Origin of the sequence: Rubripirellula obstinata (genome assembly GCF_001642955.1) — a bacterium.
GTDB lineage: Bacteria > Planctomycetota > Planctomycetia > Pirellulales > Pirellulaceae > Rubripirellula > Rubripirellula obstinata.
Map to the genome: position 1 here is coordinate 1 of NZ_LWSK01000132.1, position 13,971 is coordinate 13,971.

At 55.6% G+C, this 13,971-nt stretch carries 9 protein-coding genes; 5 read left to right on the forward strand and 4 right to left on the reverse strand.

Features of this window, described 5'->3' with window-relative positions; genetic code table 11:
* Positions 1–393: 393 nt before the first annotated feature.
* Positions 394–1,683: a 3-keto-disaccharide hydrolase gene (locus RC85_RS21675; protein ID WP_068266821.1), complete on the forward strand. Its 1,290-nt coding sequence runs from the start codon at positions 394–396 to the stop codon at positions 1,681–1,683.
* 420 nt (positions 1,684–2,103) lie between these two features.
* Here the strand turns inward: RC85_RS21675 and RC85_RS21690 are convergent, their stop codons facing one another.
* Positions 2,104–3,144: an AEC family transporter gene (locus RC85_RS21690; protein ID WP_068266827.1), complete on the reverse strand. Its 1,041-nt coding sequence runs from the start codon at positions 3,142–3,144 to the stop codon at positions 2,104–2,106.
* Between the two features lie 541 nt (positions 3,145–3,685).
* On the opposite strand from RC85_RS21690, the gene RC85_RS21695 reads away from it, so the two are divergent.
* From RC85_RS21695 to RC85_RS21705, 3 genes are all read left to right on the forward strand, one after another.
* Positions 3,686–4,720, forward strand: coding sequence for a DUF1573 domain-containing protein (locus RC85_RS21695; protein ID WP_235033132.1), 1,035 nt, complete (start codon positions 3,686–3,688; stop codon positions 4,718–4,720).
* Between the two features lie 163 nt (positions 4,721–4,883).
* A complete protein-coding gene (locus RC85_RS21700; protein ID WP_149752521.1) occupies positions 4,884–5,924 on the forward strand; it encodes a phosphotransferase enzyme family protein in 1,041 nt (346 codons plus the stop codon).
* A 199-nt stretch (positions 5,925–6,123) separates the two neighbouring features.
* On the forward strand, positions 6,124–8,166 hold the full coding sequence (locus RC85_RS21705; RefSeq protein WP_068266832.1) for a protein-disulfide reductase DsbD family protein: 2,043 nt from the start codon (positions 6,124–6,126) through the stop codon (positions 8,164–8,166).
* Positions 8,167–8,685: 519 nt separating this feature from the next.
* Here RC85_RS21705 and RC85_RS21710 read toward each other — a convergent pair.
* The 3 genes from RC85_RS21710 to RC85_RS21720 form a co-directional block, all read right to left on the reverse strand.
* Complete coding sequence (locus tag RC85_RS21710; RefSeq protein WP_238383199.1) at positions 8,686–9,732, reverse strand: RluA family pseudouridine synthase; 1,047 nt, start codon at positions 9,730–9,732, stop codon at positions 8,686–8,688.
* Positions 9,722–10,711, reverse strand: a complete 990-nt coding sequence (locus RC85_RS21715) for a YfgM family protein (RefSeq protein WP_068266833.1) — start codon at positions 10,709–10,711, stop codon at positions 9,722–9,724. Before RC85_RS21715 ends, RC85_RS21710 begins: the two co-directional genes overlap by 11 nt.
* A 299-nt stretch (positions 10,712–11,010) precedes the next feature.
* Positions 11,011–11,373, reverse strand: coding sequence for a DUF2237 family protein (locus tag RC85_RS21720; protein ID WP_068266835.1), 363 nt, complete (start codon positions 11,371–11,373; stop codon positions 11,011–11,013).
* 123 nt (positions 11,374–11,496) lie between these two features.
* On the opposite strand from RC85_RS21720, the gene RC85_RS21725 reads away from it, so the two are divergent.
* Positions 11,497–13,857 (forward strand): ATP-dependent helicase, encoded by a 2,361-nt coding sequence (locus RC85_RS21725; protein ID WP_068266837.1) that lies wholly within the window; start codon positions 11,497–11,499, stop codon positions 13,855–13,857.
* The last annotated feature ends 114 nt before the right edge of the window (positions 13,858–13,971 follow it).

Genomic DNA, 13,971 nt, shown 5'->3' on the forward strand with positions numbered 1-13,971 from the left:
GCCCCGCGCGTTTCGCCCCGCATGGACGCGCGGGGCGATGCCCACGCGGTTAAACAGTCCAGAAACCCTTCACGGCGTTGGGCAGCCATCCGGGTGCTCGCGCACCCGGCAAGGAGCTTCCGGCCCTCCGGGCCTAACTCGCGGTAACTGATTCAACGTCCCGAGCGAAACGCGACTATAAAAAGTCGTATGTTCCTAAGCGAGGGATCTTCGCGTCTAACAAGAACCCTTGCTTACGCGTTCGGGTTGGGAAATCGGGAAGTGATTTTGGATAATCGCCTATCAGCTTGGATGGTTCGATCTTGGGGCGGGCAGTGACTAGAATGTGGGACCTGAAAAGTTTCCGTTGCCTGTTACTTCTGTTGACCAACTCTCTTGCTTTCTAATTTCCCCATGAATCTGCTTCGTTTCGGTTTGGCTTTTGCTTTCTGCGTTGGTTTTGCTGGTGTGTCGTTTTCGCAGGATACTGAAAAGCCTGAACCCGCAGTGCAAGCAGCCGCTACGCCAGAATCCGATCAGCCGGATTCTGATGTTTCAAAATCAGAATCAAGTGATGACGTTCCGGCGGTTCTGAATCCAGAGAACGATACTAGCTATTGGTTGTTGGGTGAGTTCATTGGCGAAGTAAAGGAAAGCGGGGATGATCCTGAGCGAAAGGGAATGCGGATGGGGCTTCAACTTCGGCCGGTTGGCAGCACCGACTTTGACGCTCAGATGTTTGAAGGTGGTTTGCCGGGCGAAGGAGAATCGTTTGCCGACGAACCGACTCAGGATCCGATCGGAAGCCCTCGGGATCCGATGCGTTTGGTGGGCCGCCGTAGCGGGAAGTTGTTGGTGTTGTCGGGTGGTCCATTCGCAATCTTTGTTGATGCGGCTGGATGTACGTTGATTGATCCCGCGGGCAAAACGCTGGGGCGTCTGGACCGTGTTTCGCGTGCCAGTGCTTCGCTTGGGGCGAAGCCGCCCGCCGGTGCGATCACTCTGTTTGGCGACGATGGGGATACGTCGATGTTGGTTGATGCCACGGTCGCGTCGGACGGAACGTTGAAGCAGGGGTTCGCGATCAAGCCGATGGTTCAGGACTTTGATTTGCATGCCGAGTTCCGTACGCCTTACATGCCCAACAAGGACGATCAGCAACGTGGCAATAGCGGCATCTACATCCACGGTCGCTACGAAATGCAGATTCTGGACTCGTTCGCCCAGTCGCCCGCGTTCAATCATTTGGGCGCGATCTACAAAGCCAAAGCGCCCGACATCAACATGGCTCTGCCGCCTTTGTCCTGGCAAACCTACGACGTTCGCTTCACAGCGGCTCGTTACAACGCCGACGGCAGCAAGTACATCGACGCACGTGTCACGTCTTGGGTCAACGGTGTGATGGTTCAAAACGACGTGGCGCTGGCTGGACCGACGGGGCATGGAAAAGACGAACAACCGTTGTTGTTGCCGATTCAATTGCAGGATCACAATGATGAAGTTCGCTTTCGCAATCTATGGATCATCGATCGTGGGTTGGTCGAAGCGGACTTTCCGGTCGAGGGCAATGCGAAGCAACCGCCGCTGTTGATGCCGTCGGATGAGAAAGAGTCTGACCAGGTCGATACAGCGGACACGTTGCCGCTATCGACGCCGATCGTTTCACAGGATTCGCAAGAGCTGCCAGCGCCGGTTGTGAATTGATCGATAGTCGCCTTTCGCTCTGCGAAAGTTGCGTTTCGGGTGCGCTGCTTTCGCGGAGCGAAAGGCGACTATCAGCCAAGCCACCATGTGCCGATGGCCAACCATGCGGGGATCGCGATGATGGCGGCGATGGTGGTGCTGATCAGGACTTCGATCGCAGTCCGGTTGTGAATTGATCGATAGTCGCCTTTCGCTCTGCGAAAGTTGCGTTTCGGGTGCGCTGCTTTCGCGGAGCGAAAGGCGACTATGAGCCGAGCCACCATGTGCCGATGGCCAACCATGCTGGGATCGCGATGATGGCGGCGATGGTGGTGCTGATCAGGACTTCGATCGCGGTCCGGTTGTGAATTGATCGATAGTCGCCTTTCGCTCTGCGAAAGTTGCGTTTCGGGTGCGCTGCTTTCGCGGAGCGAAAGGCGACTATGGGCCGAGCCACCATGTGCCGATGGCCAACCATGCGGGGATCGCGATGATGGCGGCGATGGTGGTGCTGATCAGGACTTCGATCGCGGTCCGGGTGTCTTGTTCGTAAAGTTGCACCAAGACGATCGGGAACAATGCTACTGGCATGGCCGCCTGCAACACCATCACTTCTAGAATGTGGGTATCACTAAGAGCCGATTCCGGATCGCCGTCGACCAATAGCCTAGTCGCACCGAGCATCAAGATCGGCATGACGACTTGTCGGATCGTGATTGCTGAAACCATCACTGGGATCGACGAACGCGACAGCGGGCCGCGTAGAAATTCGCCAATGTAATCCACGATGATGGCACCGCAGATCATCAGCCCCATCGGAATCGCAGCGCTGGCGATCGCATTGATCGCGAAAAACACTGGCGACGGAATCCATGGGCCAGCCCCGATGGCACGCAGCAAGGTGGCGACGACGACGGCCAGCAAAGGACCACTGAATAGGACGCGTTTCCATGCTGGCACGATCGCGCTGCCATGATTCAACGCTCTCGACGCAACCTCTCCGCCAGAAATGATCAAAATCCCGATGCTCCACAAAGCCAATTCGACGCCGACGTTGTGCAGGATCAGATCGATCATCGCGTCAGGGTAAAACCGCTCGGCCAACGGGTACGGGATGTAACCGTAATTGCAGATACCCACGCACAACGCGAACGCTCGTTGCGAAGCATCGGTCACGATGCCAATTTTGGGGCCGATTTGGCGAGCCAGAAAGTATGCGATCGCGAACCCGGACGCCGTTGCCACAAATCCGAAAGCCGGCGGGATCAACAACAGTATCGACGAAGAGGATTCCGGAACCGACTCGCCGGTGACTCCGATGTTTAGAATTTTGTTGACGAAGTACATCGGCAACAGGACTCGCGTGGTCAGGTTGGTCAGCGAGCGGTCGGCTTCACGTGTCAACCAATTGCATTGACGACACACCGCGCCGGTTGCAATGATCAAGAAGACTCCGAAGACGCTAGCGATGATGGGCAGCATGATGTCGGATCGCTAGGAAGTGTTATTGGGAGGGCTCGCGTATATTCGGGGAATGTAGCGGGCGTCCGATTGGTTGTGAAAGGTGAGCGTTGTTTCGCCAGGGCAACTGACTTTTTGAAGCTGGGCAATTTCTTGTGAGCCGCTGGCGGTAACGCCTCGGGCTTTCACGATAGGCCGTGAAGAGTTTTGGTCTCGGAAAACAAGTGTTAGTTCGTTTGGCCGCGTGGGCATCGCCCCGCGCGTCGCGCCCCGCATGGACGCGCGGGGCGATGCCCACGCGGTTAAACAGTCCAGAAACCCTTCACGCCTCGGGCTTTCACGATAGGCCCGGCCGCTTACGCGATTCCCGGCTCACGACGTTGACGATAGGCCCGGCCGCTTACGCGTTCACGGCTCACCGATACGTTTCAAAAACTGAACTAACCGGGGCGGTTTGCATGTCTTTGTCTGTTTATTCGCTCCCTATTAGGGGGTTTCAGGATAGTTTTTCAAAAAAGCCGCTTGCCTGAACACTTGTAATTGTTAGCCTGGATGTGTAGAGATGAATTTCCGGTGCCTTTGGGACAATACGATGAGCCGTTTGATGTTGGGTTTGCTTTTTGCTTCGCTTTGCCTTTTTGCTAGCGTCACCTCGGCCACGGTCGTCGCTGCGACTTGGGCTGATTCTGCGTTCCCGATCAAGACGCACGACTTCGGGACGGTCGCGGTTGCGGCGAAGACTGAATTCTTGTTCCCCGTCGTCAACAATTCTCAGTCGCCGATGCATTTGTCGTCGGTGCGAGCATCGTGCGGGTGTACGATCCCGACGATTCAAACGCATTATCTTCAGCCCGGACAAACCGGATACATCAAGACTGAATTCAACACCAACACGTTCCGCGGCAAAAAGGGCGCGACTGTGACCGTGGTGATTGATCAACCGAGTTATGCCGAAGTCCAATTGAAGGTGGACGGCTACATCCGCAGTGACATGGTGTTCCATCCCGGTTCACTTGATTTCAACAAGATCACTCAGGGTGAAGTTCACGTGAAGTCCACCAAAGTCCTTTACGCTGGTCGGTCTGATTGGCAGGTCTTGGATGTGAAAACCAACAAACCCTGGTTGCTTCCTCAGGTCAAAGAAACCGTTCGCAATGGCGGCACGATCAATTACGAAATCTCGATCCAGGTTCTGGAAAACGCTCCCGAGGGTTATTTCCAAGACGAAGTCGTTGTGGTGACCAATGACCGCAACAAGCCAAACGTGCCTCTGCGGATCAGCGGCCAAGTCGAGAGCCTCTTGACGCTGTCGCCGCAATCGATCGCTCTGGGCAGTTTGAAGCCGGGCGAAACGGTGAAAAGCAAGCTGGTTTTGATTGGCAAACAGCCTTTCCAGGTCGAATCAATGACAGCGGAAGGGTGGGAGATTGATTTCGATCCAACGGTCCAAGCCAAGAAGATGCACGTCTTGCGACCTGAACTGACTTTTACCGGCGACCAGTCCGGGCCCACCAAAGTGTCCTTGGTCATCAAGACCAGCGGCCAACAATCGGTCACGGCCAAATGCACGATCCACGCCGACATCCGCGGCGAGTAGTGCATCGTCGCCTTTCGCTCCGCGAAAGTTGCGTAAAAACGCTTCTTTTGCGGAGCAAAAGGCGACTTTCAAGAACACGTCGCCTTTCGCTCCGCGAAAGTTGCGAAAGAACGCTTCTTTTGCGGAGCAAAAGGCGACTTTCAAGAACACAGGCTGGAAGCCTATGCCACGCTTGCCGATGCGATTGATTGACGATCTTGGTTGGGCTGGTCGGTTGAAATCGGTCGCCGAAATGCCGGCGGGTTTTAGCGGCGCGAGAGTCTTTCGCGTGACGCTCGATTCGGGCGATGTGTTTGCCGCCAAGCAATTACCCAGCGGTGTTTCCGCCGATCGGATTGCCGAAGTGCATTCGGTTTGGCAAGCGTTGCCCGGAGCTGACTTTACCGAGTTGCCGACGTTGATGTCATTCGCTGATGGATCGACTTGCCGGTCGATCGATTCGCGTTACTGGGAAGTATCGTCGTGGGTTCCCGGTGATCCCTTGCTGGCCGATGCGGATGCTGGTCAGATCGAGCGTGGTGCGGCTCTGATCGGGCGGGCTCATGCGGCGTCTCGCAGGATTTTGATGCGGGAACAACGTTCGTCATCGATACGCGAGCGGTATCTTCGTCTGCGATCGATCGGTGAAACGAGCAAAACAGTGCTGCCGACATTGAAAACGGCCCCCGAAATTGCTGCCAAGTACAGCGGGAACGATCCGGCTTTCATCGCGACTTATTCACGAGCCGTTTCGTTGCTGAATGGCGGTTGGCCGGCTTCGTCAGAGCGTTTGCTGCGGTCAATCGAGCGGATGACTGAGCAAACGCTGCCGTGCATCTATGTTTTCCGAGACGTTCATCGAGAGCATTTGCTTTTCGAGAGAGATCGAACCCACGTGATTGATTTTGACGCCATGCGAGTTGATTCACCGATGTTGGATTTGGCTCGGTGGATTGGCAGTTTTGATTTGGCGGACCAGTCGCCGCAGAACTCAATTTGGCAGTCATCCTTGGCGGCTTACCAACGCGAAACCACATTCATTAACGTCGGGACGTCCGATCAACTGATCACGCTTCATCAGGCCACATCCTGGGCTTCTTTGGCAAACTGGGTTGACTGGGTCGCGTCAGGTCGTTCATTTCGACCTGGAATCAACGTGATTTGCGATCGGATTGATCGAATTGCCGATTGCGTGTCGGGAATGAATTTGAGCCGCTGGCCGTGAGGCCTCGGGCATTGACGGATGCCCGGCTTTCATCGACAGGCCGCTGACGCGATCACGGCTCACAGCCACGTTTTCAGAAACTGAGTCGTCCCGTCACACCGGCAGGGAACGTTGACGGCAGCGTGACCTGACACGTAAACTCCCGGATTGGATCAGGATCTCTGTCCGATCTTTGATGACGCTTCCTTGAAGGATTTTCATGCTCAATCGAGGTCTCTTGTTGTACAAGTCACCGGCGCTGGCCGTGGCCGTTTTATCGGTGATGGCGTTTTTGCTTGGCACCGTTCCAGAAGCCTCGGCGCAGGCTGGCGGTGGGTTTGGTTCGGGTGGTCTGAAGGGTCGGGGGCTGCAAGGATTTGGGATGGGGCGAGGCGGCCCGGATGATCGAAATCCGTCGCAATGGGAAGCTCGATACTTCACAACCGAAGATCCCGGCATTGGCGTGTTGGAAGTCGAGGTGGTCGTGGCCAATCAATGGTACGTCTACAGCGTCACGCAACCGCCCGGCGGACCGCTGAAAACAAAGATCACGCTGGTGTCGCCCGATTCGGTTTCCATTGCCAGCGACTTCAAGCCTGACGAGAAACCGGAACTCGGCACCGAACCGGTCTACCAAGGCGTCACGATCGAGAAGCATAAGTACGGCGTGGTGTGGACGGCCGCGATTCGTTTGCCGGAAGATTTTGAAGACGATTTGAAGCTGGATATTTTGGCGTTGATCTGCAAACCCGATGGCGGCTGCGTTCCGTTCGAAGAAGTGATCCCGGCAAAGTTCGCGGGAATGTATTCAGGTGACAACGCGCCCGCAGCTGTGATCGACCCATCGGTGCCAATGGAGCCGACCGACAAGACCGCAGACACGGCTGGCCCACCGACGGGTGAAGAAGAATTCAGTGACGCTTGGGCCGACGCGATTTCTGAAGACGTTCCCGTCAGCGACGATGAAGCGGCATCCGAAAACACGCCCAACATGGGAGCTGAAACAGATACCGAGAACCAGGTTCAGCCGACCGAAGGCGCGACCAGCTTTCCGCTGTTGCTGCTGTTCGCATTATTGGGTGGTTTCGTGTTGAATTTTATGCCCTGCGTTCTGCCCGTGATCGGGTTGAAGATGATGAGCTTTGTGGGGCAGGGCGGTGAAAACCGCAAACGGATTTTTGCGTTGAATCTGGCGTACGTTGCGGGGATTTGCGTCGTGTTTGCGATACTAGCCTTCTTTGCGATCGTGTTCAGTTTTAGTTGGGGGCAGCAGTTCCAGTACTTCAGCGTTCGCTTGGGCGTGACGGTCGGCTTGTTCGCGTTTGCGCTGAGTTATTTTAACGTTTGGGAGATTCCGGTTCCCGGGATGGCGGCCGGAAAGACTTCGCAGGATTTGCAAAGCAAGGAAGGGTTCACGGGAGCGTTTAGCAAAGGCATCTTTACGACATTGCTTGCGACGCCGTGCAGCGGGCCGTTGTTGGGTGGCGTGTTTGGTGCGACGTTGGGCATGACATCGCCGCAAATTGCGTTGGTGTTCGCCATGTTGGCGTTAGGAATGTCGTCGCCCTATTTGGCGATCGGTATGAAGCCTGGTTTGGTCAAGTTTTTGCCAAAGCCTGGACCGTGGATGGAAACGTTCAAACAGTTGATGGCTTTCCTGTTCATTGCCGCGGTGTGCTACTTCTTTTATCAGTTTTCGGACGAGAACAAGTTTCCCGTCTTCGTCACGTTGATGGGTGTTTGGTTTGGGTGTTGGATCATCGGGCAGGTTCCTGGTTGGGCCGCGATCCAAAAACGGTTACTCGCGTGGACCGCTGGCGTCGGCATCGCGACGGCGATCGGAGTGATGGCGTTCACGACGCTGAAGGCACCACCGGTTTTGAATTGGGTCGATTACGACGAGCAAAAATTGGCGGCTTACCAGGCGGAAGGGAAAACCGTGATGGTGGACTTTTCAGCGAAGTGGTGCGTGAATTGTCTGGTCAACTTGGCGACCGCGATCGACACCGAGAAGACTCGTCGCGTCGTCGATCGCAACAACGTCGTTACGATGTACGCTGATTGGACGGACCGCGATCCGGCGATGAAGGTCAAGTTTCAAGAACTGGGCAGCAATTCGATTCCGCTGCTAGCGATCTATCCCGCCGGCAAGCCCGACCAACCGATCGTCCTGCGAGATCTAGTGTCGCAGAGTATGGTGATCGAAGCGTTGGAAGAAGCCGGGCCAAGCAAGAATGCGAATGAAGTCGCGATGCGCCGTTAGTCGGCCGGACCGGTTCCCGCGTAGGCACCGTAGCGATTCACCGTAGGCCGTAGCGAGCCAAAGCGAGTTACGGCGATCGGCGCACCCGTTAATGCAACTGCCGTAACTCGCTCCGCTCGCTACGGCCTACGTTAGGGCAGTAGCCGATTGTCACCGTAGGCCGTAGCGAGCCAAAGCGAGTTACGGCAATCGGCGCACCCGTTAATGCAATTGCCGTAACTCGCTCCGCTCGCTACGGCCTACGTTAGGGCAGTAGCTGATTGTCACCGTAGGCCGTAGCGAGCCAAAGCGAGTTACGGCAATCGGCGCACCCGTTAATGCAACTGCCGTAACTCGCTCCGCTCGCTACGGCCTACGTTAGGGCAGTAGCTGATTGTCACCGTAGGCCGTAGCGAGCCAAAGCGAGTTACGGCAATCGGCGCACCCGTTAATGCAATTGCCGTAACTCGCTCCGCTCGCTACGGCCTACGTTTCGCTACGGCCTACATCAACGACATTAACCCAACATTGCTGCATCCGCTAATTCGATTCCAACAAATTGATCACGGCTTGAATGTCATCGGCGATCGGGGCCTCGAACGTCATCGGTTTGCCGCTTTGCGGATGGGTGATCGTTAGCTTGCGTGCGTGGAGGGCTTGCCGCGTCAGGATCGGCGGCTCGCCTTCGATCACTTTCGCTCGTGAATTGCCGCAGCCGACGATGATTTGTGACGGTGTGACCAATGAATGCCCGGCATACAATTTGTCGCACAAAATCCCGGCACCGACATGAGCCAGATGGACTCGCAATTGATGCGTTCGTCCGGTGTGAGGTTTCAGGCGAACCTGCGTGTAACGACCGTGCCGCGAAATGACTTCGTAGAACGTCTTCGCAGCTCGACTGGATTCGTGGTTCTCGCGAATCGCCTGTTTTTCACGCTGGTACGGATGCCGACCGATCGACGCTTCGATGATGTCTCGATCGCGATCCATCGGCGACGCCGCGATCGCGAAGTACTCTTTTTCAACCAACCGATCATGGAACTGTAATGCCAAATGATTGTGAACCGCATTGGTTTTGGCAATCACGATCACGCCCGATGTGTCGCGGTCCAAACGGTGAACAATCCCGGGCCGCGTGGGACCGCCGACATCGGAAAGCGATTGAAAACGGTACGCCAACGCACTGGTCAGCGTTCCGGACCAATTGCCGCGAGCTGGGTGGACGACCATTCCGGGCGGCTTGTTGACGACGACCAAACCATCGTCTTCAAACAACACGTCCAGCGGAATGTTTTCAGGGATGGTGTCATCGGCCGGCAAAGGAGGCACTTGGAAACGAACCTTCTGGCCGACCTTCAATTTCAAACTCGGCCGAACAATTTTGCCGTCAACTTCTGCACCGTCATCCTGAACCGCAGCACGGATTTGCGTTCGCGAATGCCCGTCGCAGCTTTGGCTGAGGAATAAATCCAATCGCATGCCCGAAGCGGATTCCGGGACCACGAAGTCACGGAAGACAGGCTCGCCAGACTCCAGCGACTCAATCAAGTCTTCCGCTTCGTCAGGATTGGATTCACTTGTCAACAGATTCAACAGCCTCAGCGGCCGCTTCGGTATTTACTTCGAGCTTTGCTTCGGTTGCCGATTCCGTTGCTGCTTCGGTCGCCGATTCTTCTACTGCCTCAGTCGCCGTTTCAGCAGCAGCTTCGATTTCGCTCTCGGCAGCTTCCAAAGTCATCGCGGGCTCTTCGGTTTCGGTTTCCGCAGGCTCTGAACTGGTTGGATCCGCGTCTTCGGGCAATTCAAGCTCTGAATCTTTTTCCATTACCTTGGAATCTTCGCCGCCGGGCAACGTGATTGTGTCTTCCAATTGCAGCGGTCCCAAATCCATGTCCGGGCTGTCAGGCAGCGATCCGGAACCGGGCAACGATGGTGGCAATGACGGTTCGGCCGGCGAGAAATCCTGATCGGCGAACCAGGTTAGGAATGTTTTGGTGGCGGGACTGGAAAGGCTATCGATTCGATCTTGCGCCTTCTTGATCATCGCTTCGGATTCGCCGACTTTGATCGTTTCTTCGTATTGAGTGATCGCTTCGTCCAATTCGCCCATCGATTCAGCGACGCGGGCGAGTCCAAAGTGGGCTCGCGATTGCAGCAGAGGATCCGTTTCGCTGGCCAACGCGTTGGAGAACGAATTTTTGGCGTCGCCGAGCAATTGAGCCGCGTTTTCACGGTCGTTGTACAACGCTTGAATGCCTTGGCCCAGGAATTCATTGCCCTGGTAGACTCTGGCCCAATTGGCGGCCAGCGTTCCCGGATAGGATTCGCTGACTTGGCCGAGTGCTTCTGGATCGCCCGATGCGGACGCTTGCAACAGACCCAAGGTCGCATCGCTGCGTCGTTCGCCCTGCTGAGTGCTGTAGAAAAGGTAACCAATTGCGGCAACGATCAGGATTCCGACAACGACGGCGATCAACCGCGAGAACGGCTCAATCGTTTTGTTCACGCGCTCGAGCTGGATGGCGAGTTCGTTTTTTTCGAGTTCGTGACGACGGTCGTTCATGTTCGATATCAGGATCGGGGACGAAGTTTTGAAGCAGGAAATATAGAAGCAGCAAGACTTTAGAGTCAATAGAAGCTGTTTGGGGTAGGTTTTAGGGGGTAGGTTTTAGGTTTTAGGTTTTAGGTTTTAGGTTTTAGGTTTTAGGGATTAGGGATTAGGGATTAGGGATTAGGGATTAGGGATTAGGGATTAGCTTTTTTCAAGTGGCCAGGGGGTTTGAAGGCATCTCCTAACGCCTAACTCCTAACGCCTAACTCCTAACGCCTAACTCCTAACGCCTAACGCCTAACTCCTAACGCCTACTCCTCAACCGCTTTTTCCTTTAACTCTTCCAGTGACGCGTATTCCAGCGTTGACACGTGGCAGGCTTTTAGGACGACGGGCGGTGCTTTGCCGGCGTCGTAGGCTTCTCGCCAACGCGGGGCACACAAACACCACCGATCGCCGGGCACCAAACCGGGAAACTGGTACATCGGCATGGGCGTCGTTAGATCGTTGCCGCGCGATTTGCTGAATTCCAGAAACTCGGCCGTCACCTGGCAGCAAACCGTGTGAACGCCCGCATCATCGCCGCCAGTGTTACAGCATCCGTCGCGAAAGAATCCGGTCATCGGATCCGTGCTGCAAGTTTCTAGTTCAGTCCCAAGTACGTTTTTTGCCATCGAAAATTGATCCTTTGATTTCCCAAACTCATGTCCGCTCCCTAATGTAGCACGGCGGTACGTGCCGTGAATCCACCCGACTCTCGGTGGAGGCCACCGAGTTACGAAGGTATACTTCTGCCCATGGATGCTCTAACCAAGGAATTGACGCCGCCTCAGCGTGATGCGGTCACACACATCGATGGGCCATTGCTGATTTTGGCAGGCCCCGGGTCCGGGAAGACTCGAGTGGTCACGCATCGGGTCGCCAACATGCTCGGGCACGGCGTCAGCCCCTTTCAAATCGCTGCGTTAACGTTCACCAACAAAGCCGCCGACGAAATGCGGGCTCGCGTGGACAAACTCGCCCCCGGCCAACCGGTTTGGATGGGCACGTTCCACCGATTTTGTGCTCAACGCCTCCGCCGCTACGCATCCTTTGTCGGGCTGAAAGAAAACTACTCGATCTACGATTCGTCTGATTCCAAACAGGCGATGAAGCGAGCGATCGCGGCGGCTGGGATTTCAACGACGCATTGTTCGCCTGATCAGATTGCGTCGTCAATCAGCAAAGCGAAAAACCGTCTGGCCACGCCTGAAATGATGGAAGGCCACGCACTCAGTCCCCAAGACGCGATCGCCGCCAAAGTCTATCCGGTTTACCAGCAACAACTCTTGACCGCCAACGCCGTCGACTTTGACGACCTGCTGCTGCACATCGCACGACTTCTTCGCGAGAATCCCGAAGTCCGTGGCGAACTGGATTCCAAGTACAAGTACATCATGGTGGACGAATACCAGGACACCAACTTGGCTCAGTACGCGATCGTTCGTGCCTTGTCGATCGATCACCCTAACCTGGCCGTCACCGGCGACCCTGACCAATCGATCTACGGTTGGCGTGGCGCGGACGTGAACAACATTCTGGATTTTGAAAAGGATTATCCCAACGTCAAAACAGTTCGGCTGGAAAAGAACTACCGCAGCACGCCAAACATCCTGCGAGCCGCCGATGAACTGATTCGCCACAACCAAAAACGAAAACAGAAAGAACTGTTCACCGACATTCCCGAAGGCGATCCGGTTGTCTTGCGAATGTACGAAGACGGTTACAAAGAAGCCGACGGAATCGTGGACGACATCGCCGACAAGATCGCGGGCGGCCAATACAAAGCCAACGACTTCGCGATCTTTTGCCGCATGAACGCATTGACGCGGTCGCTCGAACACGCGTTCCGATCACGAGCACTGCCGTACCAAATCGTTGGCGGCGTCGAATTCTACCAGCGCCGCGAAATCAAAGACCTGCTGGCGTATCTGCACCTGATCAATAACCCCAATCACGATGTCGCGTTTCATCGAGTCATCAACACGCCGACTCGCGGTATCGGCGCGAAAACGATCGAGCGCATTCGCGACCACGCCGATCACCATCGCATTCCGATGCTAGAAGCCGCCCGGCATGCTCAGTCGATCGACGGCTTAGCGAAGCGTGCTAAAACGATGATTGGAAAGTTCATCACGATCTACGATCGAATCAGCAAACGAGCCACATCGTCGCTGGAAGATTTGATCCGATACGTCGTCGAAGAAACCGCCTACGAAGATTACGTCGAAAAGACTGCGACCGAACAACAAGACGCCAACCCGATGGCCAACGTTGACGAATTCATCACGGCCACGGTCGAATTTGATCGCCAACATCCCGACGACGGATCGCTGGATTTGTTCTTGGAACAAGTCGCATTGGTCGCCGATACGGATAAGTTCGACAGCGAGACTGAACGCGTCACGCTGATGACGTTGCACGCCGCCAAAGGCCTAGAATTTCCCTGCGTTTACATCATCGGCGTCGAAGATGACCTGATCCCGCACTCACGATCAAAGAGCACTGAATCAGAGTTCGAGGAAGAGCGTCGGTTGCTGTTTGTCGGCATCACGCGTGCGATGCAGAACTTGCAATTGAGCGTGTGTAAACGGCGAGCGGTTCGCGGCGACATTCGGCCGGTGATTCCGAGTCCGTTTTTGAATGAGTTGCCGCTTGGCGAAATCAAACGTATCGAAGCGGCAACGTCATACGATTATTTTGATGACGAGTTTGGCGACGAACTGAACCAAGACAGCTACCCAGAGTCTTGGGATTTGCCGGGCGAGAATGATCCTGAATCAGGCAGCGGTGATGACGATATCGTGTTGGAGAAATCGGTCGTGACATCGTTTGTGGATGACGTTTCGCAAGTCGCACCACCACCGCCGAAGGCGAAACCCAAACCGAAGCCTTTGCTGAGCGGACTAAAGACGGGATCGGATCTGTTATCGGGCGGCGTCACGCCCGTGACCGCATACCAGGAAGGCGTCACGGTTCGGCATCCCGACCACGGCGAAGGTACGATCGTCAACGTAACCGGCCGCGGCCCAAAGCGAACCGCCAAGGTACAATTCGAGGACGGCGAACACAGCTTCCGCTTGGCGTACGCCAAACTAGAACTGGTCGGAAAGATGTAGAATAGGCCGGGTCGCATCAGTTACTGCGCGATAGGCCCAGAGGGCCGGCAGCTCCTTGCCGGGTGCGCGAGCACCCGGATGGCTGCCCCACATTAATTCTCTGGCTCGGTTTCA

What these genes read in the sequence shown, in the direction of transcription:
- RC85_RS21675 (WP_068266821.1), top strand. Translation starts at nt 394, where the DNA reads ATGAATCTGCTTCGTTTCGGTTTGGCTTTTGCTTTCTGCGTTGGTTTT.
- RC85_RS21690 (WP_068266827.1), bottom strand. Translation starts at nt 3,144, where the DNA reads ATGCTGCCCATCATCGCTAGCGTCTTCGGAGTCTTCTTGATCATTGCA.
- RC85_RS21695 (WP_235033132.1), top strand. Translation starts at nt 3,686, where the DNA reads ATGAATTTCCGGTGCCTTTGGGACAATACGATGAGCCGTTTGATGTTG.
- RC85_RS21700 (WP_149752521.1), top strand. Translation starts at nt 4,884, where the DNA reads ATGCCACGCTTGCCGATGCGATTGATTGACGATCTTGGTTGGGCTGGT.
- RC85_RS21705 (WP_068266832.1), top strand. Translation starts at nt 6,124, where the DNA reads ATGCTCAATCGAGGTCTCTTGTTGTACAAGTCACCGGCGCTGGCCGTG.
- RC85_RS21715 (WP_068266833.1), bottom strand. Translation starts at nt 10,711, where the DNA reads ATGAACGACCGTCGTCACGAACTCGAAAAAAACGAACTCGCCATCCAG.
- RC85_RS21720 (WP_068266835.1), bottom strand. Translation starts at nt 11,373, where the DNA reads ATGGCAAAAAACGTACTTGGGACTGAACTAGAAACTTGCAGCACGGAT.
- RC85_RS21725 (WP_068266837.1), top strand. Translation starts at nt 11,497, where the DNA reads ATGGATGCTCTAACCAAGGAATTGACGCCGCCTCAGCGTGATGCGGTC.